This window comes from Rhizobium sp. SG570 (assembly GCF_012275345.1).
Classification (GTDB): Bacteria; Pseudomonadota; Alphaproteobacteria; order Rhizobiales; family Rhizobiaceae; genus Rhizobium; species Rhizobium lusitanum.
Genome location: NZ_JAAZQI010000012.1, coordinates 216,042 through 237,284 on the forward strand (window position 1 = coordinate 216,042; position 21,243 = coordinate 237,284).

A 21,243-nucleotide genomic window follows, 5' to 3' on the forward strand; every position below is an offset into this window, starting at 1 on the left:
TTACGTAAAAGTCAATATTATGGTCGCTGGCAGATAGGGGCGGATTCTTGGTAGACGGATATTATAGCATAACGGAGCTCACTCGGGAATTCGGGGTTTCCACCCGGACGTTGCGGTTCTACGAGGACGAGGGCCTCATCCACCCCGAACGCAGGGGCCGCACGCGGCTGTTCCGCGCAGCCGACCGGCGTTTGATCATGGAAATTCTGCGCGGCCGCCGTATCGGCTTCACCATCGCTGAAATCCGGGAGATCATCCAGGTCTACAAGGAACCACCGGGCGAGATCGGTCAGCTGAAGCTGCTGATGAAGCGCGTCGACGAGAAGCGCGACGAACTGCGCCAGAAGCGCAAGGATATCGACGATACGCTGAGCGAGCTCGACAATGTCGAAGAGGCCTGTCTTGGTCGCCTGGCCGATATCGGTGTGGGGACCTGATTGCGCCGGAACCGGCAATTCTCAGATCAAAGCCACCGGCGCGTATGCTTGCAATAGAACTCGAATTCACAGCCGAAGCGCGAAAGGAGATGCATTTCCTCGCAGCGGATGACCAGAAGTGTCATCAGCGCCGCTGCGACAGCCGCCATTGCCACGAACCAGAGATTGCCGATCAGCAGGCCAAGCCCGGCCGTCAGCAGTGTATAGCCGAGATAGGTCGGATTGCGGGTGAAGCGAAATGGCCCCGTCGTCACCAGATGCCGGCTGCAGCGCTGCGTGAGCACGGTTGTTTGCCTCTCCATCAGCGTCTTGACGGCCCAGACGTTCAGCGTCACCGCAAAAGTGGTCAGAGCAGCGCCTATGCACCATGCGAGAAGTGCCCAGGCAAAAGGCAAGGGTAAAGGATAATCCCGATAAAGATACAGCGCCGAAATGACGGCAAGACTATAGAGTAGCGGCGGCCACGGAAAACTCAGCGACTTCGAACGATAGGCATTCATCGAATAACCCTGTCATTGCGCTTCTTCCGTGCATTGTATCGCGATTCGGCTTACACGTTCATCGCTATCTGCCTTGATTGCCCCGGATTCCAGGGGTTTGAAGAGATTTTGCGCCTGCAACTTGTCGAGCGTGCATTGGCAGAAGCTGCGGCACATGGCTTCGGTGCCAGAGCGCGTGCAGGACGCCACGCATTGCCCGATATAGCCGACCGCCGGATCCTGCTGCGGAGCCGGGGCGACCAGAGACAGAAGATAGACAAGACCGAACAGCAACGGCTGGTGAACGAGATAGAAGATCAGGCTGTGACGGCCGGCGCGGGCAATCAGATTGCGGCCCGGGCCGAATGTCGCCAGCCGCTCTAGCCAGCCGAAGGACATTGCCACCTGCGCGACGCCGAGACCGAACAGAAATGGCGTCAACCAGGGGAAGAGTGGCACGTAGTCGTTCGATTGCTGGGGACTCTCCGATAGGCCGACCCACCAGAGCCATGGCGTATCGAATGCGGCGGAATGCAGCCCAAAGGGGGCAATGACGTTATCGACGACAATGCCGGCCGCCAGCAAAGCGGCGATCAGCAGAGTTGCGAAGGCCGGCAGCCGCAGGAACAGCAAGCCTATCAGGCTGGCGGCGGCAATCGAATGAAGGATCCCAAAGTAGATCCATCCCGCGCCGATAAACCAAAAGGTCACGATGGAGATCGCCGCGGCGGCGGCCACGATCATGCCGAGGCGTCGCCAGTAGGAGCGCCAGCGAATCCTGGGCGTATTGGCGAGCACGAGGCTGAACCCAGCCAGAAACAGGAAGGTGCTGGCGATGGCGCGGGCGTAAAATTTCAGCCATCCGGTTTCTGCCGTACCGCCGTCGAGATAGCCGAAAAACTCGAAATCCCAGGTGCAATGATAGCTTGCCATCGCCAGAAGAGCGACGCCACGCGCCGTATCCAGAATGCCGATGCGGGGCGTTTTTACGGGTGCATCGGCGCTCTCGGCGATAGCGACCATTGGCGGGTCCTTCCAGGCATGAACTCAAATCGTGGGCCTTGTCATGGCACATCGCTGTCCATGATGGCCAGACGGGCGTCGGAAAAAAACTGTCGGCGGATCAGCACGATGATGATGAACATCGTCGTGACCATAAAGACATAGGGGCTGAGGAACCAGCCGAGATAACCGATCGACAGGAAGATGGCTCTCAGTCCAGCGTTGAAACTGCGCGCAGCAATGATGTTCATGCGGACGACGCGCTCGGCGGCATGTTCGGCGCGCACGGGATCGAGAATGGCGTCCTCTCTCATCGGCAGGGAACCGAAGAGAATGGTGCAGTAATTGAACAGGCGATAAGCCCAGCCGAATTTGAAGAAGGCATAGCCGAACAGGCAGGCCAGTCCCGCCACCTTGATCTCGAAGGCGGTGCGGCCACCATTGAGAATGAAAGGCAGATCTGAGAAAAACGCGTTGACCTTGTCGGTGGCGCCCAGCAGGGCGAAGCAGCTGCCGATGGCGAAGATCGAGGTGGAGGCGAAAAAGCCGGTGCCGTTCTGCAGGCCGGACAGGATTTGCGTATCGATCATCTTCAGGTCGCGGCGCAGCGAATTGTAGATCCACTCGCGCCGGCGTTCGTTCATCGCCAACGTCAGGCTGGTGCGATTGAAGAAGCGGGCGCTGCCGGTGATCCAGTTCAACGCAACCCAGAGAAAAATGAACAGGGCGAGGGCGACATAGTCGGCAGTCGTCATAAAGGCAGATTCTCCAGATCAATCCGATGTCGACTGTAGCTCAGCTCTGGCCGGGCGCAATGGCCTTCTGTTTGCCTCGCTCGATGCCTATATGTAATGTCGCTGCCATGAAATCCGATGTCGGTCGATCGCCGTGCAAGGTTGCCCCGATAGCGTAGCCTTCACCATAATCGATTTGCCGAGGAGGCACCAAAGGTCCATGTTTCTTTCCGTTTTCGACGTCTTCAAGATCGGTGTGGGACCGTCCAGCTCGCACACGATGGGGCCGATGTCCGCCGCGAATCGCTTCCTGGACCTGCTGCTGTCGAACGAGTGGCCGCGCCCGTCGTCGAACGTGCATGTCGCTTCGATCAAGGTCAGCCTGCACGGCTCGCTTGCCCATACCGGTATCGGCCACGGCACGGGCAGGGCCGTCATTCTCGGCCTGATGGGACAGCGGCCCGACAACGTCGACCCAGACCATATGGATGCCATCATCGACGAGGTCGAACGCAGCGGACGCATCACGCCGCCTGGCCATCCGGCCTACCAGTTCCAGCCCAAGACCGATCTCATCTTCGACAAGAAGGTGCCGCTGCCGGGCCATGCCAACGGCATGAGCTTCTCTGCCCTCGACAAGGATGATCGCCTGCTCGTCAAACGCATCTATTATTCCGTCGGCGGCGGCTTCGTCGTGACCGATACGGAGCTGGAACAGATGCGCGCCGACAAGAAGAAGCCGGCCGCGGCCGGCGAGCGCATCCCATTTCCCTTCGCCACCGCCAAGCAGATGCTCGAAATGGCCGAGCGCTCGGGTCTTTCGATCGCACAGATGAAGCGCGCCAACGAAGAAACGCGCATGAGCAGCGATGATCTCGATGCCGGGCTCGACCGCATCTGGGCCGCGATGAGCAGCTGTATCGATCGCGGCTTGAAGGTCGACGGCATCATGCCGGGTGGCTTGAAGGTACGCCGCCGGGCTCGCGCCATCCATGACAAGCTGCAGGAGGAATGGCGCAGCAACCGCATCAATCCGCTGCTCGCCAATGACTGGCTGAGCGTCTATGCCATGGCCGTCAACGAAGAGAATGCAGCCGGCGGCCGCGTCGTCACCGCGCCGACCAACGGCGCCGCCGGCGTCATCCCGGCGACGATCCGCTATTACCAGCACTTCCACGAGGATTGGGACCGCGACGGTATCCATAACTACCTCCTGACGGCTGCCGCCGTTGGCGGCATCATCAAGCACAATGCCTCGATCTCCGGCGCCGAGGTCGGCTGTCAGGGCGAGGTGGGTTCGGCGGCCGCGATGGCGGCTGCGGGGCTTGCCGCCGTCATGGGTGCCACGCCCGAGCAGATCGAAAATGCCGCGGAAATCGCTCTGGAGCATCATCTCGGCATGACCTGCGATCCCGTCGCCGGCCTCGTCCAAGTGCCCTGCATCGAGCGCAACGCGCTTGGCGCCGTCAAGGCAGTCACCGCCGCCTCGCTTGCCCTCAAAGGCGACGGCCAGCATTTCGTGCCGCTCGACGCCTGCATCGAAACCATGCGCCAGACCGGCCACGACATGAGCGAGAAGTACAAGGAGACCTCGACCGGCGGCCTTGCCGTGAATGTCGTGGAATGCTGAGTGCCCAATACGGGTTTAGACCCTAGCCTAGATTGAAAATCATTTAGTGATTGGCGTGGTCAGGGGCACGCCGATCGTACGGCTGCCGAGGATCATGGTCTGCAATTGTTCGATCTGCTGATTGCTTGGACCGTTGGCGGTATCGGCTACCCTGTGAATCAGGATCGTTCCTATGGCCGGAAAGACCATAAGATACTGATGCCCCATACCGGATGCCCAGTAGAACGGCATATCTTCCTTATGGTCGCGAACTGATATCGTTGTCGACCGTAATGCGTATCGCCCGGTCCACCAGCTGTAGCCGAAACCCACGCCACGCCCGAGGTCCGTATAGGGTTTGACGCTTCTGCTTATCCATTCCGCCGGAATGATCTGGGTACCGCGCCATCGGCCTTCATTCAGAAGAAGCAGGCCCAAGCGAGCCAAATCACGAGCCGACATTCTGATTTTGTACGCAGGATGCGAGGATTGAGGAACTGTCTTGAAGTAGAAATGTTGCGGCTGGAAATCCTGCATCTGGAGCGGGAGAGCAATGCGGCGAGAAAAATCCTCGGCAATTGGAATCCCGGTCAACCGCTCGAGGATGACCCCCAGAACATTGAAGCTCCAATTGTTGTAGAACCATTGCTCCCCGACAGAGTGAGTTCCCCGAGGTGGCAATGTGGCGGGATCCTGATCGGCGGCAGCGTGATAAACTCCCGATCGCGACATTAAAAGATCTTCGATAGTTGCCTGCTTTTCCGAAAATGTCAGCGCCGGTTCGCAGTCGTCGACTCCGAGCTCGGCCAAGGTTAAACCCAGATCAACCGTGCCTTCGGCTTCATGTATGCCGATCAACGCACTGAGCAGGCTCTTGCGCATCGAGGCAATGCCCGTCACATCGGCAATGTTACCCCAGGCGCTTACAACCAAACCACCTTGCACGATCATCATCGCGGAAGACCCTATAGACTCGGCAAACTCATGCGCTTCTGCCAAGGCAGAGCGAGACCATCCGAGCTCGCTCGGCTCTTCAGCCATTGTCCATTCGCGGGCGGGGTAATTGTCGGTGCCATTCATCGACATCTCCGAGAATCATTCCATGTTCGGATAAGGATGATATCGAGTTTGTGGATGTCGACAGCGAAAAGCTTGACGCTGCCGGTCAAAAGGATTTCAACGGCGTTATGGCTTTGCATCTCATCAAATTATGCGTGGGCGCGGATTCGCTCGAGGATCTGCGCGAATGGGTTTCCGAGCGGGCGATGAATGCCATTGCTGCCGGGCTGGAGCCGCACACCACGCATACCACGCGCATGGTACCGAAGCGCATCGACGACCTGCTGGATGGAGGCTCGCTTTACTGGGTGATCAAGGGGCAGGTGCAGGCGCGACAGAAGCTGCTCGGCATCGAGACCTTCACTGACGCCGAAGGCATACAGCGTTGCCGGCTTATCCTTGACCCAAGCGTCATTGAAACGACCGGTCAGCCGCGTCGCCCCTTCCAGGGCTGGCGCTATCTGCCGCAGGAGGATGTGCCGCGCGATCTCGATAGTCTCGGCGGTGTCGCTGAGCTGCCTGCCGACCTGCGGCGAGAACTTTCCGAGCTCGGCTTGCTGTAGGCATGGCGGCTGCTTAACGCAGCCGCATCAGGACCGGTGATCGACCGCTCGGCGCGGTGATGTGGATGTGAATATGTGCCTCCGGCTGCGAATAGCGCCAGGCGCGCGCGCCGTGGCAAAGCAGGATGCCGATTAGGTCTTTCGTCTTGTTGCGTGAACGCGAGCGGCTGAGACCCAGGTCCGCCAAACGCATCGCCGCCTCATGCAACGGATGAAGAGCAAAGCTCTTCGGTTTCATCTTGCCCGCGCCATCGAGCGAGAAACCGGGAAAGTTCTCGTTCACTGCCATTTCAAGTCCCCGTACACGTTACAAACTCAGGGCCGGCCCCATGGACATCCGGGACCGGAAGGTCAGGCATCATCAAGAGAAACCCGACCGATCTTCAAGCAATGCGGCATGAAAACTCAGGCCGCACCTCTATTCCATACTCGCCCAGCACTTTACGCCAGCCCGCTTGAGAGCCTTGCAGGCGTTGATTGCCGAGTTCTGATCATCGAAACCACCGAAGCGCGCGCGATAGCCGCCGTCGAAGGAGACCGTATAGGGCTTCGCCGAGCGCAATGCTTTGCCGCCCTTGCTTCTGGCTGCATCGAGGAGATCGCTTGCACCATCCTTGCTGGAAGAAACGCCGATCTGCACAACCCAGCCGGTCGGGTCACGCTCAGCCTTGCTTGCCTTTGCTACCTTCTCGGCTTTTTCCGCCTTGTCAGCCCGTTGCAGCTTGACGATCTTCGTATCGGCCTTGGACGTCGACGCAGTCGTGACGGTATCGACCTCGTCCTCATCGCCGTCATCTGAAGGCGTAATGGAAGCAACCTCGTCGGAGGCGGCGCGTTGGACCGGCTTGGCCGCGAGCAATGGATTGGCGGATTTGGGCGCTATCGCCGCAAAAGCTGCCGCGCTGGATGGCTGTTGAGTATCGACGACTTCCGCGGTCTCATCGTTCTTGATCTTTGCGCGGTTGATGTCCGCCATGCGGGCGCTTGCGGCCTGAACATTCGGCGTCGTCGCAGGCGTCTGCGCGATGACATTCGAAGCAATGTGCCTTGTCGATGCCTGCGGCAGATATTCCGCGATCAGCTTGCGCATCTGATTGTCGCGGGCCGGCGTCGAAGCGCCGCCCAAGACGACGCCGACGATGGAGCGTCCGTCCACTTTCACCGAAGTCGCGAGGTTGTAGCCTGCGGCACGCGTATAGCCCGTCTTGATGCCATCGACACCGCGAACCGAGCCGATCAGATGATTGTGACCGGGTATGACGCGATTGCCGAACCGAAAGCTCGTCTCGGAAAAGAAGCCGTAATACTGTGGGAAATGTTCGCGCAGGGCAATGCCAAGGCGCGCCTGATCGCGTGCCGTCGTCATCTGCGCCGTGTTCGGCAGGCCGTTGGGATTGCGATAGGTCGTGCGTGTCATGCCGAGCGCACGCGCCTTGTCGTTCATCATGCGGGCAAAGCCTTCCTCCGAGCCGCCAAGCATCTCGCCGAGCGCCATTGCGGCGTCATTGGCTGATTTGGTGACGATGCCGAGGATCGCATCGCGAACGGTCACCGACCGGCCGGCGCCAACGCCGAGCTTCGTCGGAGCCTGAGCGGCGGCGTTCCTGGAAAAGACGACCGGCGTGTCCAGAGTGATCCGTCCGGCTTCCAGCGCCTCAAAGGTCAGGTAGACCGTCATCATCTTGGTCAGCGAGGCGGGGTAGTGAAGCGTATCAGCATTTTCGCTGTAGAGAATATTGCCAGTATTCGCATCGATAACGATGCCCGCATATCTCGGGCCACCGGCTGCGTTGGCATCCACGGTCACGGTGACCGTTGCTGTCGCGATCGCAAATCCAAGGAACATTCTCGCCAGAATCTTACCGGACTGAGACGACGATGCGGGAAGGTTTGATCTGGACACTAAATCACTCTCTGCTTGCATTTACATTCTCGATTATCCGGTCGCCGCCTCCAGAAACGCCCGTTGCGTTCTAGACTAAGGGCCTAGCGTTACCAATCGGTTTATGATGAACAGTTGGTTTCAGGTTTTCGCGCCATTTTAGCGACCGCCCACAGATGGAGTTCCGGCGCCCGCGACATCCTCAAGACGCGCCTTCACGAAGCTTTGGACGGCAGTATCCATGCTGTGCCAGTCCCCAAGCTGGTTACTTGAAAAGCGGTAGAGAACGCTCAGATCCTTGCCGACTTTCACGTCTCTCTGACAATCGCCACTGGTTGCCAGGGCATGCGAAGCGGGCAGGATGCAGCGCACGACATAATCAGGCTCGCCCGCGCGTGGCGCTGTCAGGAGCACTTCGCCGTTATAGCCTGCGTCGGCACGCAGTCGATGCGCCGCCAGACCGTAGGGGCCGGCATAGGCCTCGCCTTCGATCAGGTGCGAATAGATCGGCTCCAGGCGACCCGACATGTCCCGCGACATCGTGCTCTGGCTAAGCTGCAGGAAAATCAGCGAGGATGACTGGGAAATGTCGTCGAAGCGCAGCCGATCGGCGGCGCTGTATCCCTGCATCTGCGGCCATGTGAGGTAAAGATCGACGCGTTCGGCCGCTCCGTCTACTCGCTCGCTCGGGAAACGGATGGTGTTGGCTGCGAGGTGCAGCGTGTCCTCGCCGATCGTTACCGCAATGGCCTTGGTCTCGGTCGTATGGCCGGCCAGCGAGATTTTCTCGCCGAGCCAATGACCGCCGACGGATATGGCGACAGTGAGGGCGGCCAGGAGGGCAGCGCCTGATGTAAGTCTATAGACGAGACCGCTCGAGATCAGCGGCCGTTCGTCAACCACAGAGGTGTGTGACAGGGGAGAAGCCATGCTCTTGCCTTCATTTGCTTCCGCCTCGGTAGCCATCGTCGATGGCAAAACCGCTGCGGCACCAGACCTTTGGTGAGTCTTGTCAGGAAAATGTTTGGCGCCACAGTGGTTAATGAAGGATTAAAAGTGCATCGGCAACCAATCTATTGTCGTGCCGGCTCGCTGAAATTATTCGCTTTCGCTTTGCAAGGGATGCGCCAATAACGAAAAGAGCCGTTCCCGGGACAGCGGGAACGGCTCAGAGGCGCCGGCCTGGACAGAAATCAGGGGACGAGACCGGGCCTCTGATCGTGATCACCGGCGCTAGGTCGCCGATGATCGGATATGGCGTGTAGGCTCACTTCAGACTGCCGACTGCGACGGCGCGGCCGTCTTGTATCTTGACCCAGCGGGCCGGATTGTCAGCCGACTGGCGCTTGAGGAAGGTGTATTCGGTCTCCGACCAGAGCTTTACCGTGTTGCGCATGTTGTCGAGAACGAAATCGCCGCGGTCGGTGCGAACGGTCAGAACGGCATGGCCTTCGCCGTTCGGCTGCAGCACGACGGTCATGAGCAGGTCGGACGGGGAAAAGCCGGCATCGATCAGCTGCTTGCGCTTCAGCAATGCGAAATCCTCGCAGTCGCCGGCGGTGGTCGGGATCGCCCATTTTTCCTCGACGCCGTAGAGTTCCATATCGGTCATCGGCTTGATCGTCGTGTTGACGGTGTAGTTGATCTTCAGGATCGCCTTCCAGCTGTCCTGGGAGAGGAGGATCGGACCGGCGTCGCCGCCGGCATAGGCGCACTCCCGCGGGTTCTCCTTGCAGAACTCGTAGTGACCGATCGGGGGCGCGGCGTCACCGGTAATCGTCATGTTGGCAGGTGCGGCCTGAGCAAAGCCGAAGAAGCCGAGAGTGGCGAGCGCCAATGCGGCGCAGCCGCGAAGTACGAATTGAAAGTTCATGTCCCTGTCCCTGTTCTTATTGGGACCAGAATGACACGCATGCTTTTATCCGGCGCAAAATTACGCAGTCAAATTAAGGACTTAGTTTATTCAAATCCGGAGAAAATTTTCATAAAACAAGCGGAAAACTTGAATCAAGTTTTCGGCGAATTTGATTAGAATTTGAGTGTTTTCGGTATTGGCTCGCGCTCGGAAAATCGCAGTATCGAACTGTTTTGAAATGATTTCCGGTCGGGTAAATTCTTAACAGCCACACGTCGGTTCGGTCAAAAATAGCGCCGTGGCGAGACGAAAAGCTTCCACCGGAACGTCAACGGAATGCCCATGACAGGGGAAATCGCCTTGGACTGTCTCATTTTGGGAAAACAGGCGCGAGAAATTTTTGAACTTTTATTTTGTCCCGAGAGCACGAAGCGCATCGGCCGCCTCGACAATGACAGTCGCCATTTCTGCTGTCGCGGGCGAGTGGGCGGCGTTGGGAACGATGACCAGCTGCGCTGCTGGCCAAGCCTGTGACAATTCCCACGCGGTAACCACAGGCGCCTCGAGATCCAGACGTCCATGGATCATCGTGCATGGGATACCGGCGAGCCGATGGATGTCACGCAGGATCTGCCGATCCTCCAGCCAGGCCCGATGATGGAAGTAGTGCGTTATGATGCGCGCCCGTGCTGTCAGATAGCGCGGGTCGGACCAGCGCGCGGACAGGGTCGCGCGAGGGTCGACCAGGATCGAGGCGGCCTCCCATTCGTGCCAATCGCCCGCCGCTCTCGCGTGAACGGCCGGATCCGGATCAATCAACAGGCGATAATAGACCGCGACCAGATCGCCGTCGCGCGCCTCCTCCGGCACTGCCGCACGAAAGCGCGACCACTCCTCGGGAAAGAAGCGACCTAGCCCACGGTAGAGCCAGTCGATTTCGGATTGCCGCGTCATGGTGATGCCGACGAGCAGCATGGAGTCCACGCGCCCCGGATGGGTTTCGGCGTAGACGAGGGCGAGCGTGCACCCCCAGGAATTGCCGAATACGATCCAGCGCTCTACGCCGAGCAGCAGTCTCAACCGCTCGATATCGGCAACCGAATGCCATGTCGTATTGGCCGATAGATCGATGCTCGGTTCGGACGCATGCGGGAAACTATCGCCGCAGCCGCGCTGGTCGAACTGAATGATCCTGTAATATTGCGGATCGAAATAACGCCGCGCTCCCGCGGAGCTACCGGATCCGGGCCCTCCATGCAGGATGACGACAGGCATGCCCTGTGGATTGCCGGATTGCATCCAGAAGATCCGCTGGCCGTCGCCGACCTCAAGCAGACCCTGATCATATGGGATTATTTCCGGATAGAGCATCTCGTGCCGTCGAGCGTGAAACATAGACGCCGCTATTTCCGGGCGCTACGCAACAGGAGGATGACAGTATCAGAGGAATTCGCGCAAGGTCTCGCGCGATTGCAGGGAGAGGAACTCGATCGCGACGCCCTCCATGAAGTGACGGATGACACGGCCGCGCATGTTGCCGAGGCGCACCGGCGTGCCGATGGTCGGGCGGATTTCGATGTCCACGGCAGCACCCGACAGCGAAAGGTCCATGATGCGGCAGATATGGACTGTGCCATCATCCAGTGTCAGTTCGCTGGTCGTATTGCGCGGCATCAGTCGATCGTGACGACGATCTTCCGGCAGGCCGAGCTCGTGCTTGTTGGCAAGCCAGGTCAACTGCGCCGCCAGTTTCTCGCGCTTGCGCTCGGTCGCATTGATCGACATGCTGAAGCCGCGGCCGTCGATCGCAACAACATTGCCTTCGACACGGCCGAGATGATCGATGTAGGCGATGACGCGCTCAGCGGCGCGTGGGCGGCCGAGACAAGTGACATACATGTCGCCGGGCGACATCTCCGTCACCAGGCATTCGTATTCCTCGTAATTAGCCAGCATCAGGCGACCCTGCATGTTGATCGGAACCCGCTGGAAGGTCCGCTGATCGTTGCGAAGGGCATTGCCTGCCGTCTGATTTGACCGTGTCGCGTGGACCGGCTGGAACGAATGCATGGAAAAGCTTCTCGAACCGATTGCGTCTTCTGCAGTTATTAGCCGAAACTTCTTAAGGTAAGGTTGTCTTTCCTAAGACGTAGCTTAGAGACCACGACCGAATCTGTCTCGCGATGGATCAATCTTGCTTTGTTCGCCGTCATTCAATGCGAGATTCAACTTCCGACGCATCCATTCGCCGAGACCGGCACTTTCCTGAACCGGCAGGAGATCGACCGGATCCGGATGGGGCGGCGCATCCACGAGGCGGGCAGGGCGCTCGTAAAGCAGGCGGCTGCGGTCGAGCGCCAGGAAATCCAGATGCTCGTTGCCGAGCCATGTCGAACGAGCGGTCGGCGTCAGGCATCCCAGCAACCTGTCGCAGATATCGCCGGATGTGCGCAGCGGCATCAATACCATCTCGAAAGTCATACTGCGGCCGCTGACGCTGTAGCCGGTGGCATTGATCAAGGCGGGGACGACATGCGTCATCACGCCGGCGGCAATACGAACCGGATCGTCTTGCTGGCTTCCTGCCCATAAAGCGGCAAAATTCTCGCCGCGGATCTCGCGTCCCATGAGGCTGCAGATTGTAGTGCCGGCCAAGCGGAAGCGGGGATTGTCATCCGAAGTGTTCTCCAGGATGAACAGTTCGGGCAGGATACGGCTAACCGCCGATGGCTGTATCAAATTGCGCAGCGGGGCATCCGCATCGCCGCGGACCTGCTCCCAGTAGGTAAATATTTCGGTGCTCGTCTTCTGGCGCATAATGCGTCCGTGTCCCATTTTGGTTCGAATACTACGGCATTCATTGCCTTCACCTCAGACGTAGCGAATTCCATGCCAGGGCCGGGTTGTTAGGGTTAACAAGTGGTTTCGATTGCCTTTGGCGACAATGAATGAAAGGAATTGTTCATCACTTCACGCAGGTGACCATCAGCACCAACTATCCCGGGCGTGGGATAGGCCTTTTCAGGCCAGTCCCTGTGAGAAACGCCCGATACGCCGTCCACAACGTTGGACGGCTTTTTTTTGATTCCTGCTGTGCTATGTGTCGACTTCATCTATGGAAAAGCAGAGCAAGACATGGACGATGAACAGCTGCCGCGCCAAGAACCTGAAGATCCGCGGCCGCAACAGCGCGTCCCGGCCTTCAACCTGCCTCCGGTCATTCTGGCAAGTCTGGCCGTCCTGATCATCGTCTTTGCAGTCATGAACCTGCCATGGTGGTCCGACGACACGCTGAACTGGCTCTACTTCACGTTCAGCTTCATTCCCGCCCGCTATGCGCTTCCGCTGTCGCAGCAGGGCCTGGAATGGCTCTGGACCCCCGTGACTTACTCGCTGCTGCACGGCGGGATCGAGCACATCGTCTTCAACAGCCTATGGCTGATGGTCTTCGCGGCGCCGGTGGCGCGGCGCATCGGCGGCACGCGCTACGTGATTTTCTGGATCCTCTCGTCCGCCGCCTCGGCCTTCATGCATGCCGCTCTCTACTGGGGCGACCAGACGCTGCTGATCGGGGCATCCGGGGTCGTCTCGGCACTCATGGGAGCGGCTTGCCGCTTCGCATTTCCCGCCATGGATGGCCGTCGCCTCCCCATGCGGGAGGCACATCTGAACCCGCGCCTCACCATTCTCGACTCACTGCGAAGCCGCACTGTCGTTGCCTATATCGTCATGTGGGTCGCCGGTAACGCACTTGTCGCCTTCGGCATCACGCTTGCCGGAGACAGCTCGCAGCCGGTGGCCTGGGACGCCCATATCGGCGGCTTTCTCTTCGGGTTTCTGCTCTTTTCACTGTTCGATCGGCAGCCATCTATTGAAGTGCATGAACCCGCGCCCTTCGATGAATGAAGCTGTTGCTTTCTTGCCTCCGCAGGCGCACCATTCCTACGTATCGGTGGGAAGGTGGAGGAGACCTTTTCTGCCGATGAGCAGAGCGCCGCTTTGAAATCCGGGGGGTGATTTCGGAACATATCGGACGCTTGAGTGTTCACTGTGCTTTCGAGATGGGAGGATTGAATGTCTGTTTCCGTAAAGGCCATACTTGACGCCAAAGGCCGCGATGTCGTGACCACCGGGGGTAATACGACGCTTGCCGAGGCTGCCAAGATTCTCAATGAGAAGCGTATCGGTGCAATCGTCGTCACCGCCATGGGCGGCAAGATTTCCGGTATCTTCACGGAGCGGGATGTCGTCAATGCGGTTGCCAAGCATGGCTCAGAATGCCTCGACAAGCCGATCGCATCGCTGATGACCGCGAAGGTGCATCGCTGCAAGGAAGACACTACGACCGACGAGCTGATGGAGCTGATGACGCAACGTCGTTTCCGCCATGTCCCCGTCGAAGAGAAGGGTAAGCTTTCCGGCATTATCTCGATCGGTGACGTCGTCAAATGGCGCATCCGTGAGATCGAGCTCGAGGCCGAGCAGATCAAGGCTTATATCGCTGGGTGAGGTCGAGGAACGGCTCGACCCAGCCGAAGCAATCGACCCAGTGGGTCGATTGCAGCAACGAACACGCTGAGGTCAAAGAGAAGCACCGGATCGTGCGGCATCTACCGAACCCTCTTGCACCCTTGGCCGAAAGAGGCTCCGAACAGACGTCCACCTTTTGCAATTTACGCCCTACCGGGCATAGGCTTCCTGCATGCGCCGGATTTCCGTCAATCTCGCCAAAGTTTCCTCGTAGCCGCGTTCTATCGCCTCGCCGGCACGATGAAATTCGGAGAGGCCGATATCGCTAAGCCGGGGATGCAGCGCAAGATCGGGCGGATCGCCGGCAAGACGCGCGCGCGCAATTCTATCCTGTATGATGTTGAAAGCCTGCACCATGACGCCGGTCATGCCGAGTCTCATGGCGGGAGTGTCTTCGCGTCGCAGCAGATCGCCATTGGGCGAGGCGACACTGTGCTTGACCACGGCGGAGCGGCCGAAAAGATCGTAATGCAGGTTCACGCCGACCACGAGCGGCTGTTCATATGTGCGGCACACCGAAACCGGCACGGGATTGACCAAAGCGCCGTCGACCAGGGTGCGGCCGTTGGAGCGCACCGGCTCGAAAATGCCGGGCAGGGCGTATGACGCCCGCAGCGCAGTAATGAGGGAGCCGTTCGCAATCCAAACTTCGTGGCCGGTGTTGAGTTCCGAAGCGACGGCGACGAAAGGATGATCCAGATCCTCGATCGATAGGCCTTCGAGATGTTCCTGCATGCGCTTGGTCAACCGCATGCCGCCGAACAGGCCACTACCACCAATGGTCAGGTCGAGAAGGCTCGCGATGCGACGCATGGTCAGCGAACGGGCGAAAGCCTCCAGTTCGTCTAGCTTGCCGGCAAGATAACAGCCGCCGACCAACGCGCCGATCGACGTGCCGGCGATCATGCCGACTGCGATTCCCGCTTCGTCCAGGGCGCGCAACACGCCGATATGCGCCCAGCCGCGTGCGGCGCCGCCCCCGAGTGCGAGCGCAATCTTGACCTTCTTGGGAGGAGCGGGAGCGACAAGCGGATTGGACGTATCGTTGGAAGTACCTGAACCGTTCCAGTTCTGTCCGCCGTTCTGACGATTCAACCCCCAATTCAGCATTTAAAGCCTCCTCCGAGGCTCATATGCCTCTTGCTAAAATACTGTCCCTTTTTCGTTTCCAAATCGTATATCCGGCCGTTGCTTCTGGGACGACGTGCCATCGATTGGGCTTACTGTTTGTAGACTTCGCTCGGATCGAAATGCAGGTGATCATCGACCACGTTCAGCATCGGCTTCCCGTCCTCGAGTTCGACCGTCCGATAGAAGCAGGAACGGCGCCCAGTATGACACGTTGCGTCGTGACCGGCGACCTCCACTTTCAGCCAGATGGCATCCTGATCACAATCGGTACGGATTTCCTTCACAGCCTGCAAATTTCCGGAGGTTTCGCCCTTTTTCCAGATTTTGCCGCGGGAGCGGCTGAAATAATGCGCCGTTCCCGTCTTGATCGTCAGAGCGAGCGCCTCGGCATTCATATGCGCGACCATCAGGAGCTCGCCGTCATGCGCGTCGGTCACGATCGCGGTGATCAGGCCGCGATCGTCGAAACGGGGCGTGAAATCGCCTGCGTCTTCGAGCTCGGACTTGTCTTCGGAAGGCGCATTGAAAATCAGATTCATCTCCGGCTCTTTCGTTGAAGCGCAGTTAGCGTCCCCGGACCATCGACATGAAACGAACCTGTTCAGCCGGATCAGCCTTGAAGGCGCCGGTAAAGGTCGTGGTCAGCGTCGACGAACCCTGCTTCTGCACGCCACGCATCGCCATGCACATGTGCTCGGCATCGATCATGACAGCAACACCGCGTGGGCGGAGCGTCTCGTCGATCGCATTGGCGATCTGCGCGGTCATGGCTTCCTGCGTCTGCAGCCTGCGCCCGAAGATCTCGACGACACGGGCGATCTTCGACAGGCCGAGCACGCGGCCGTTCGGCAGATAGGCGACATGCGCCTTGCCGATGATCGGTACCATATGGTGTTCGCAATGCGAGAAGAACGGAATGTCGCGCACGAGAACGATGTCGTCATAGCCGGCAACCTCTTCAAAGGTACGGCCGAGCACATCCTCGGGGTTCATGTCGTAGCCGGCGAAAAGCTCGCGATAGGCCTTGGCGACGCGTTCGGGCGTATCGAGGAGACCCTCGCGCCGCGGATCGTCGCCGGCCCAGCGAAGCAGGACGCGGACTGCGTCTTCGGCTTCCTTCTGCGAAGGACGTTCGGATTCAACGACTTGCGGAAAGTTCTTTACAATGGCGTCCATTACCTGTGGATCTCCTGACCCGCTACGCGGATATCATCTTGTCGGACTCGCCACTGGCATTCCCCGAGACACGGAGATTGTGTACCTTTGGCGGGCTCCGGGGCGTTCTGGCTGGCGGACAAGCCTGCCGTCCTGCACGGTTTCCCATCAAACTTACAGAAGACCATTGCATTTCGATGGTCTTCGAACGACATACATATAGTATGGCATTGTCCCTGTGAAAGTGTCCTGGATGGACACGCTGTGTTTTTTATTGCGAAACGCAACACAGGTGCATCGGAGCAGAATCTGTGATGGACGACATCTACAACAGCAAAATTCTGGAGTTTGCCGGCAATATCGGCCGAATCGGCAGTCTTCCTGACGCCGATGCCACTGCCCAGGCCCATTCCAGACTGTGCGGTTCTCGCGTAAAAATCTGGCTGAAAATGGACGGCGACGTCGTGACCGATTTTGCCCACGACGTCAAGGCCTGCGCGCTCGGTCAGGCATCATCCTCGATCATGGCCCGCCACGTCGTCGGAGCTTCGGCGGAAGAACTGCGCCAGGCACGCGAGGATATGCTTGCCATGCTCAAGGCAGACGGCGAGGGGCCGAGCGGGCGCTTCGAGGACATGCGCTACCTAAGGCCGGTGAAGGATTACAAGGCTCGCCACGCATCGACGATGCTGACATTCGATGCCGTCGTCGATGCGATTGGGCAGATCGAGGCGGCACGCCAGGGCGAAAACGCCAAAACGGCCGAAGCCGTCTGATCGAGGCGCCGAGCAATGTGTCAATTCTGTCTCATGCAGGACGATGATGAAGACGAGGGCGGCGCTGCAGCTCCAAGGAGCGCGCGACGCAATGCAGAGCCATCCGGTGGAAAGGCACAATCCCGCAATTATTCCGGCCCTTTCCGCAAGACGCCCGACCGGCTCTTCGGCATGGGCTTCATTCGCCTGTATCAACTGACCCTTTCTGGCTTTGTCGGCAATTCCTGCCGCCACATACCGACCTGCTCTGAATATGGCTATGAGGCGATTGCCCGCCATGGCCTGTGGGCCGGCGGCTGGATGACGCTGTTTCGTGTGGCGCGCTGCGGCCCCGGAGGCACGAGCGGGCTCGATCCGGTGCCCGGCCAGTTGGAACGCCATTACCGTTGGTGGACGCCCTGGCGTTATTTCCGCCTTGGGCAAAAGGCTGCCTGACCGCATGGCGGTTTATGTCGCGCTGCCGCATAGCGTCGTGCTCGGCGCCGGCCGCAGAGTGGTCATGGCAGATCTCAAAGCTATGGCGGAGGAGCTTGGCTTTCGCAATGCCAGAACACTCGTCGCAACCGGCAATCTGATTTTCGAGAGCGAAACGCAGACGATTGCTTCCATCGAGGCGCAGCTCGAAGCTGGTTTTGTCAAAACCTTTGGCAAGCATGTCGGCATCATCGTGCGAAACGCCAAGACATGGCTGAAGCTTGCCGAGGGCAATCCCTTTGTCGATGGCATCGGCAGCGAGGTCGCCATTCGCGTCATGCGTCAGCCGCTGGAGCCTCAGATTCTCGAAGTGCTTGCGAAATACCGGCACAGCGGCGAGCGCATGGCGATCGTTGACGGCGATCTCTGGATCGATTTCGGGCTCAAGGCCAGCGAGACGAAATTATTGCCGGTCCTGACGACCAAGCGGCTTGGCATTGGAACGATGCGAAACTGGAACACCGTGCGCGGTTTGGCCGAGATGATCGACCGCTAGCGCCGCTTTTTCTTTACTAGACAGAGAAATAAAGCTATCAGGCGCGCGGTTCCAAGCTGCGTCTGTTTGGATCTTCATCTTTAAAACCACCCGCATTCGTTGGCGGGACTGGACAAGGAGAATATCGATGTCCCAATCCGTTTCCCTGACATTTCCCGATGGTTCCGTGCGCAGCTTCGCTGCCGGCACGACCGGTCGCGATGTCGCCGAATCCATTTCCAAATCGCTGGCCAAGAAGGCCGTCGCGGTTGCCATCGACGGCACCGTGCGCGATCTCTCCGATCCGGTAACCGACGGCAAGATCGAGATTGTCACCCGCACGGACGACCGCGCGCTGGAGCTCATCCGGCATGACGCAGCACATGTGATGGCGGAAGCGGTGCAGGAACTCTGGCCGGGAACGCAGGTCACTATCGGCCCGGTTATCGAGAACGGCTTCTACTACGACTTCGCCAAGAACGAGCCCTTCACGCCCGATGACCTACCGGTCATCGAGAAGAAGATGCGCGAGATCATCCAGCGCAATGCGCCGTTCACCAAGCAGATCTGGCCGCGCGAGAAGGCAAAGGAAGTCTTTGCCGCCAAGGGCGAGCGCTACAAGGTGGAATTGGTCGATGCCATTCCTGAAGGTCAGGACCTGAAGATCTACTATCAGGGCGATTGGTTCGATCTTTGCCGCGGTCCGCATATGGCCTCAACCGGCCAGATCGGCACCGCCTTCAAGCTCATGAAGGTGGCCGGCGCCTATTGGCGTGGCGACAGCAACAATCCGATGCTGACGCGTATCTACGGCACGGCCTTTGCCGAGCAGGCAGATCTCGACAACTATCTGCACATCCTTGCCGAGGCCGAGAAGCGCGACCATCGCCGTCTCGGCCGCGAAATGGACCTGTTCCATTTCCAGGAAGAGGGCCCAGGCGTCGTCTTCTGGCACGGCAAGGGCTGGCGCATCTTCCAGACGCTGGTGTCCTACATGCGCCGGCGGCTGCAGGGCGACTATCAGGAAGTCAACGCGCCGCAAGTGCTCGACAAATCGCTCTGGGAAACCTCCGGTCACTGGGGCTGGTATCGCGACAACATGTTCAAGGTCACCGTTGCCGGCGACGATACGGATGACGATCGCGTCTTCGCGCTGAAGCCGATGAACTGCCCGGGCCATATCCAGATCTTCAAGCATGGCTTGAAGTCCTACCGCGAACTGCCGATCCGCCTTGCGGAATTCGGTGCCGTGCATCGCTATGAGCCTTCGGGCGCGCTGCACGGGTTGATGCGCGTGCGCGGCTTCACGCAGGACGACGCGCATATCTTCTGCACCGACGAGCAGATGGCGGCCGAATGCCTGAAGATCAATGATCTGATCCTCTCGGTCTACAAGGATTTCGGCTTCGATGAGATCACCATCAAGCTGTCCACACGTCCGGACAAGCGCGTTGGCTCCGATGCGCTCTGGGATCGCGCGGAAAGCGTGATGATGAATGTGCTGGAGACCATCCAGCAGCAGTCGAACAACATCAAGACCGGCATTCTGCCGGGCGAGGGCGCGTTCTACGGGCCTAAGTTCGAATACACGCTGAAGGACGCCATCGGCCGTGAATGGCAGTGCGGCACGACGCAGGTCGACTTCAACCTGCCGGAACGCTTCGGCGCGTTCTATATCGACCAGCATTCCGAAAAGACGCAGCCTGTCATGATCCATCGTGCCATCTGCGGCTCGATGGAGCGCTTCCTCGGCATCCTGATCGAGAACTTCGCTGGCCACATGCCGCTTTGGGTCTCGCCGCTGCAGGTCGTCGTGGCGACGATCACCTCTGAAGCCGATGCTTACGGCGAAGAAGTTGCCGAAGCGTTGCGTGATGCGGGCCTCAACGTCGAGACCGATTTCCGTAACGAGAAGATCAACTACAAGATCCGCGAGCATTCGGTGACGAAGGTTCCTGTCATCATCGTCTGCGGCAAGAAGGAAGCGGAGGAGCGCTCGGTCAATATCCGCCGCCTCGGCAGCCAGGCTCAGACGTCGATGTCGCTCGATGAGGCGATCGCATCGCTTTCCCTCGAAGCGACGGCGCCTGACATTCTGCGCAAGAGGGAAGCCAAACGCGCAAAGGCCGCTTGATCTCAGATCCTGCCTGACGACACGTTCATGGTGCCGTCAGGCAACTGACATAGAGCGGCAATGCAGCGCCTGGAGCACAAGGAGCGGGGCAGCCCGTTGCGGATTTGGATTTCAAAGAATTATCCTACGCCAATGAACGGGATACGCGCATCAAGCGCTGGTTCATCCGTTCGATCGAAGGCCTGTCCGGGCGCGATCGCTATGCCCGGCTCTATGACATATGGCGGAGCGATATCGTCGGCAAAGGCGAGCGTGTCTTCGGAAAGATGCTCGATCTCATCGACATCAGGCTGGTCGCAAAGGGTGAATGGCCGCCGCGCGATATTCCCGCTGCACCGATCGTCATCGTCGCCAACCATCCCTTTGGCATCGGGGATGGGATCGCCGTGTTGGCGCTTGCCGAAGAGCTCGGCCGCCCGTTCAAGGTGCTGATCAACAACGAGCTGTTGAAAGTGCCTGAAATGAACGACTATTCGCTGCCGGTTTCCTTCGAGGAAACGAAGGAGGCGATGGCGATCAACATGAAGACGCGCCACGAGGCCGTTCGCCTGCTCAAGGAAGGCACGACGATCATAGTCTTTCCGGCCGGCGGTGTCGCGACAGCCAAAAAAGGCTTCGGACGCGCTGAAGATCTGCCGTGGAAGATATTTCCGGCTAAACTGATCCAGGCGGCACGCGCCAGCGTCATTCCCATCTATTTCGAAGGGCAGAACGGCCGGCTGTTTCATCTGGCGAGCCGCCTTTCGATGACGCTGCGCATCTCGCTGTTGATCCGCGAATTCCGGCGCCTGTCCGGCAGCACGATCACCGCCCATATCGGCACGCTGATGAGTTGGGAAACGCTGAGCGAGGGAAGCGATCGCAAGGATCTGCTCTCGAAACTCTACGGCGCGGTCTTTTCGATGGCACCACCCAGGAAGATGCCGCGGCGAAAAGCAGGATGAGGGA

24 protein-coding genes are annotated in these 21,243 nt (G+C 59.1%); 10 read left to right on the plus strand and 14 right to left on the minus strand.

Features of this window, described 5'->3' with window-relative positions; translation table 11 throughout:
* The first annotated feature begins 47 nt into the window (after positions 1–47).
* Positions 48–437, plus strand: coding sequence for a MerR family DNA-binding transcriptional regulator (locus tag FHT28_RS23620; RefSeq protein WP_034504922.1), 390 nt, complete (start codon positions 48–50; stop codon positions 435–437).
* Between the two features lie 26 nt (positions 438–463).
* Here the strand turns inward: FHT28_RS23620 and FHT28_RS23625 are convergent, their stop codons facing one another.
* The 3 genes from FHT28_RS23625 to FHT28_RS23635 are packed head-to-tail and all read right to left on the minus strand — an operon-like array spanning position 464 to position 2,673.
* The gene (locus FHT28_RS23625; protein ID WP_168597510.1) at positions 464–937 is read right to left on the minus strand and encodes an isoprenylcysteine carboxylmethyltransferase family protein; all 474 of its coding nucleotides are present in this window, start codon (positions 935–937) and stop codon (positions 464–466) included.
* 12 nt (positions 938–949) lie between these two features.
* Positions 950–1,939 carry a DUF1624 domain-containing protein gene (locus tag FHT28_RS23630; protein ID WP_037202264.1) on the minus strand — a complete coding sequence of 330 codons (990 nt, stop codon included), beginning with the start codon at positions 1,937–1,939 and terminating at the stop codon, positions 950–952.
* Positions 1,940–1,980: 41 nt separating this feature from the next.
* A complete protein-coding gene (locus FHT28_RS23635; RefSeq protein ID WP_037202261.1) occupies positions 1,981–2,673 on the minus strand; it encodes a DUF599 family protein in 693 nt (230 codons plus the stop codon).
* Between the two features lie 199 nt (positions 2,674–2,872).
* Between FHT28_RS23635 and FHT28_RS23640 the strand changes: the two genes are divergently transcribed.
* Positions 2,873–4,282 carry an L-serine ammonia-lyase gene (locus tag FHT28_RS23640; RefSeq protein WP_047556677.1) on the plus strand — a complete coding sequence of 470 codons (1,410 nt, stop codon included), beginning with the start codon at positions 2,873–2,875 and terminating at the stop codon, positions 4,280–4,282.
* Between the two features lie 39 nt (positions 4,283–4,321).
* On the opposite strand, the gene FHT28_RS23645 is transcribed toward FHT28_RS23640, so the two are convergent.
* A complete protein-coding gene (locus tag FHT28_RS23645; RefSeq protein ID WP_168597511.1) occupies positions 4,322–5,341 on the minus strand; it encodes a serine hydrolase in 1,020 nt (339 codons plus the stop codon).
* 107 nt (positions 5,342–5,448) lie between these two features.
* Between FHT28_RS23645 and FHT28_RS23650 the strand changes: the two genes are divergently transcribed.
* Positions 5,449–5,883, plus strand: coding sequence for a DUF1489 family protein (locus FHT28_RS23650; RefSeq protein ID WP_037202257.1), 435 nt, complete (start codon positions 5,449–5,451; stop codon positions 5,881–5,883).
* Between the two features lie 13 nt (positions 5,884–5,896).
* Here FHT28_RS23650 and FHT28_RS23655 read toward each other — a convergent pair whose 3' ends face one another.
* From FHT28_RS23655 to FHT28_RS23685, 7 genes are all read right to left on the minus strand, one after another.
* Positions 5,897–6,172: a hypothetical protein gene (locus tag FHT28_RS23655; RefSeq protein ID WP_037202255.1), complete on the minus strand. Its 276-nt coding sequence runs from the start codon at positions 6,170–6,172 to the stop codon at positions 5,897–5,899.
* 129 nt (positions 6,173–6,301) lie between these two features.
* Positions 6,302–7,807: a serine hydrolase gene (locus tag FHT28_RS23660; protein ID WP_168597512.1), complete on the minus strand. Its 1,506-nt coding sequence runs from the start codon at positions 7,805–7,807 to the stop codon at positions 6,302–6,304.
* Positions 7,808–7,924: 117 nt separating this feature from the next.
* Positions 7,925–8,695, minus strand: a complete 771-nt coding sequence (locus FHT28_RS23665; protein ID WP_168597513.1) for a hypothetical protein — start codon at positions 8,693–8,695, stop codon at positions 7,925–7,927.
* Between the two features lie 337 nt (positions 8,696–9,032).
* Positions 9,033–9,638, minus strand: coding sequence for a transglutaminase-like cysteine peptidase (locus FHT28_RS23670; protein WP_037202251.1), 606 nt, complete (start codon positions 9,636–9,638; stop codon positions 9,033–9,035).
* A gap of 390 nt (positions 9,639–10,028) precedes the next feature.
* Positions 10,029–11,015: a prolyl aminopeptidase gene (gene pip / locus FHT28_RS23675; RefSeq protein ID WP_168597514.1), complete on the minus strand. Its 987-nt coding sequence runs from the start codon at positions 11,013–11,015 to the stop codon at positions 10,029–10,031.
* Positions 11,016–11,060: 45 nt separating this feature from the next.
* On the minus strand, positions 11,061–11,690 hold the full coding sequence (locus FHT28_RS23680) for a PilZ domain-containing protein (RefSeq protein WP_037202247.1): 630 nt from the start codon (positions 11,688–11,690) through the stop codon (positions 11,061–11,063).
* A gap of 84 nt (positions 11,691–11,774) precedes the next feature.
* On the minus strand, positions 11,775–12,437 hold the full coding sequence (locus FHT28_RS23685; protein WP_052212158.1) for a PAS domain-containing protein: 663 nt from the start codon (positions 12,435–12,437) through the stop codon (positions 11,775–11,777).
* A gap of 318 nt (positions 12,438–12,755) precedes the next feature.
* On the opposite strand from FHT28_RS23685, the gene FHT28_RS23690 reads away from it, so the two are divergent.
* Together FHT28_RS23690 and FHT28_RS23695 are read left to right on the plus strand one after the other, a co-directional pair.
* Entirely contained in the window at positions 12,756–13,526 is a 771-nt protein-coding gene (locus FHT28_RS23690) for a rhomboid family intramembrane serine protease (RefSeq protein WP_092573765.1), read from the plus strand.
* A 168-nt stretch (positions 13,527–13,694) separates the two neighbouring features.
* On the plus strand, positions 13,695–14,129 hold the full coding sequence (locus FHT28_RS23695; protein ID WP_037202244.1) for a CBS domain-containing protein: 435 nt from the start codon (positions 13,695–13,697) through the stop codon (positions 14,127–14,129).
* 171 nt (positions 14,130–14,300) lie between these two features.
* Here FHT28_RS23695 and FHT28_RS23700 read toward each other — a convergent pair whose 3' ends face one another.
* The 3 genes from FHT28_RS23700 to folE all read right to left on the minus strand — a co-directional run bounded on the left by FHT28_RS23700 (position 14,301) and on the right by folE (position 16,457).
* Positions 14,301–15,260, minus strand: a complete 960-nt coding sequence (locus FHT28_RS23700) for a patatin-like phospholipase family protein (protein WP_037202241.1) — start codon at positions 15,258–15,260, stop codon at positions 14,301–14,303.
* 110 nt (positions 15,261–15,370) lie between these two features.
* The gene (gene hisI, locus FHT28_RS23705; RefSeq protein ID WP_037202238.1) at positions 15,371–15,820 is read right to left on the minus strand and encodes a phosphoribosyl-AMP cyclohydrolase; all 450 of its coding nucleotides are present in this window, start codon (positions 15,818–15,820) and stop codon (positions 15,371–15,373) included.
* 25 nt (positions 15,821–15,845) lie between these two features.
* On the minus strand, positions 15,846–16,457 hold the full coding sequence (gene folE, locus FHT28_RS23710; RefSeq protein ID WP_037202236.1) for a GTP cyclohydrolase I FolE: 612 nt from the start codon (positions 16,455–16,457) through the stop codon (positions 15,846–15,848).
* Between the two features lie 293 nt (positions 16,458–16,750).
* Here folE and FHT28_RS23715 point away from each other — a divergent pair, with 293 nt between their 5' ends.
* From FHT28_RS23715 to FHT28_RS23735, 5 genes are all read left to right on the plus strand, one after another.
* Complete coding sequence (locus FHT28_RS23715) at positions 16,751–17,212, plus strand: iron-sulfur cluster assembly scaffold protein (RefSeq protein WP_168597515.1); 462 nt, start codon at positions 16,751–16,753, stop codon at positions 17,210–17,212.
* A gap of 15 nt (positions 17,213–17,227) precedes the next feature.
* Positions 17,228–17,647: a membrane protein insertion efficiency factor YidD gene (gene yidD / locus FHT28_RS23720; protein WP_168597516.1), complete on the plus strand. Its 420-nt coding sequence runs from the start codon at positions 17,228–17,230 to the stop codon at positions 17,645–17,647.
* Positions 17,648–17,651: 4 nt separating this feature from the next.
* Entirely contained in the window at positions 17,652–18,182 is a 531-nt protein-coding gene (locus FHT28_RS23725; protein ID WP_168597517.1) for a DUF1697 domain-containing protein, read from the plus strand.
* A gap of 127 nt (positions 18,183–18,309) precedes the next feature.
* The gene (gene thrS, locus FHT28_RS23730) at positions 18,310–20,295 is read left to right on the plus strand and encodes a threonine--tRNA ligase (protein ID WP_168597518.1); all 1,986 of its coding nucleotides are present in this window, start codon (positions 18,310–18,312) and stop codon (positions 20,293–20,295) included.
* A gap of 104 nt (positions 20,296–20,399) precedes the next feature.
* Positions 20,400–21,239 (plus strand): lysophospholipid acyltransferase family protein, encoded by an 840-nt coding sequence (locus FHT28_RS23735; RefSeq protein ID WP_047556692.1) that lies wholly within the window; start codon positions 20,400–20,402, stop codon positions 21,237–21,239.
* The last annotated feature ends 4 nt before the right edge of the window (positions 21,240–21,243 follow it).

What these genes read in the sequence shown, in the direction of transcription:
- FHT28_RS23625 (WP_168597510.1), bottom strand. Translation starts at nt 937, where the DNA reads ATGAATGCCTATCGTTCGAAGTCGCTGAGTTTTCCGTGGCCGCCGCTA.
- FHT28_RS23630 (WP_037202264.1), bottom strand. Translation starts at nt 1,939, where the DNA reads ATGGTCGCTATCGCCGAGAGCGCCGATGCACCCGTAAAAACGCCCCGC.
- FHT28_RS23635 (WP_037202261.1), bottom strand. Translation starts at nt 2,673, where the DNA reads ATGACGACTGCCGACTATGTCGCCCTCGCCCTGTTCATTTTTCTCTGG.
- FHT28_RS23640 (WP_047556677.1), top strand. Translation starts at nt 2,873, where the DNA reads ATGTTTCTTTCCGTTTTCGACGTCTTCAAGATCGGTGTGGGACCGTCC.
- FHT28_RS23645 (WP_168597511.1), bottom strand. Translation starts at nt 5,341, where the DNA reads ATGAATGGCACCGACAATTACCCCGCCCGCGAATGGACAATGGCTGAA.
- FHT28_RS23650 (WP_037202257.1), top strand. Translation starts at nt 5,449, where the DNA reads ATGGCTTTGCATCTCATCAAATTATGCGTGGGCGCGGATTCGCTCGAG.
- FHT28_RS23655 (WP_037202255.1), bottom strand. Translation starts at nt 6,172, where the DNA reads ATGGCAGTGAACGAGAACTTTCCCGGTTTCTCGCTCGATGGCGCGGGC.
- FHT28_RS23660 (WP_168597512.1), bottom strand. Translation starts at nt 7,807, where the DNA reads ATGCAAGCAGAGAGTGATTTAGTGTCCAGATCAAACCTTCCCGCATCG.
- FHT28_RS23665 (WP_168597513.1), bottom strand. Translation starts at nt 8,695, where the DNA reads ATGGCTTCTCCCCTGTCACACACCTCTGTGGTTGACGAACGGCCGCTG.
- FHT28_RS23670 (WP_037202251.1), bottom strand. Translation starts at nt 9,638, where the DNA reads ATGAACTTTCAATTCGTACTTCGCGGCTGCGCCGCATTGGCGCTCGCC.
- pip (WP_168597514.1), bottom strand. Translation starts at nt 11,015, where the DNA reads ATGTTTCACGCTCGACGGCACGAGATGCTCTATCCGGAAATAATCCCA.
- FHT28_RS23680 (WP_037202247.1), bottom strand. Translation starts at nt 11,690, where the DNA reads ATGCATTCGTTCCAGCCGGTCCACGCGACACGGTCAAATCAGACGGCA.
- FHT28_RS23685 (WP_052212158.1), bottom strand. Translation starts at nt 12,437, where the DNA reads ATGCGCCAGAAGACGAGCACCGAAATATTTACCTACTGGGAGCAGGTC.
- FHT28_RS23690 (WP_092573765.1), top strand. Translation starts at nt 12,756, where the DNA reads ATGGACGATGAACAGCTGCCGCGCCAAGAACCTGAAGATCCGCGGCCG.
- FHT28_RS23695 (WP_037202244.1), top strand. Translation starts at nt 13,695, where the DNA reads ATGTCTGTTTCCGTAAAGGCCATACTTGACGCCAAAGGCCGCGATGTC.
- FHT28_RS23700 (WP_037202241.1), bottom strand. Translation starts at nt 15,260, where the DNA reads ATGCTGAATTGGGGGTTGAATCGTCAGAACGGCGGACAGAACTGGAAC.
- hisI (WP_037202238.1), bottom strand. Translation starts at nt 15,820, where the DNA reads ATGAATCTGATTTTCAATGCGCCTTCCGAAGACAAGTCCGAGCTCGAA.
- folE (WP_037202236.1), bottom strand. Translation starts at nt 16,457, where the DNA reads ATGGACGCCATTGTAAAGAACTTTCCGCAAGTCGTTGAATCCGAACGT.
- FHT28_RS23715 (WP_168597515.1), top strand. Translation starts at nt 16,751, where the DNA reads ATGGACGACATCTACAACAGCAAAATTCTGGAGTTTGCCGGCAATATC.
- yidD (WP_168597516.1), top strand. Translation starts at nt 17,228, where the DNA reads ATGTGTCAATTCTGTCTCATGCAGGACGATGATGAAGACGAGGGCGGC.
- FHT28_RS23725 (WP_168597517.1), top strand. Translation starts at nt 17,652, where the DNA reads ATGGCGGTTTATGTCGCGCTGCCGCATAGCGTCGTGCTCGGCGCCGGC.
- thrS (WP_168597518.1), top strand. Translation starts at nt 18,310, where the DNA reads ATGTCCCAATCCGTTTCCCTGACATTTCCCGATGGTTCCGTGCGCAGC.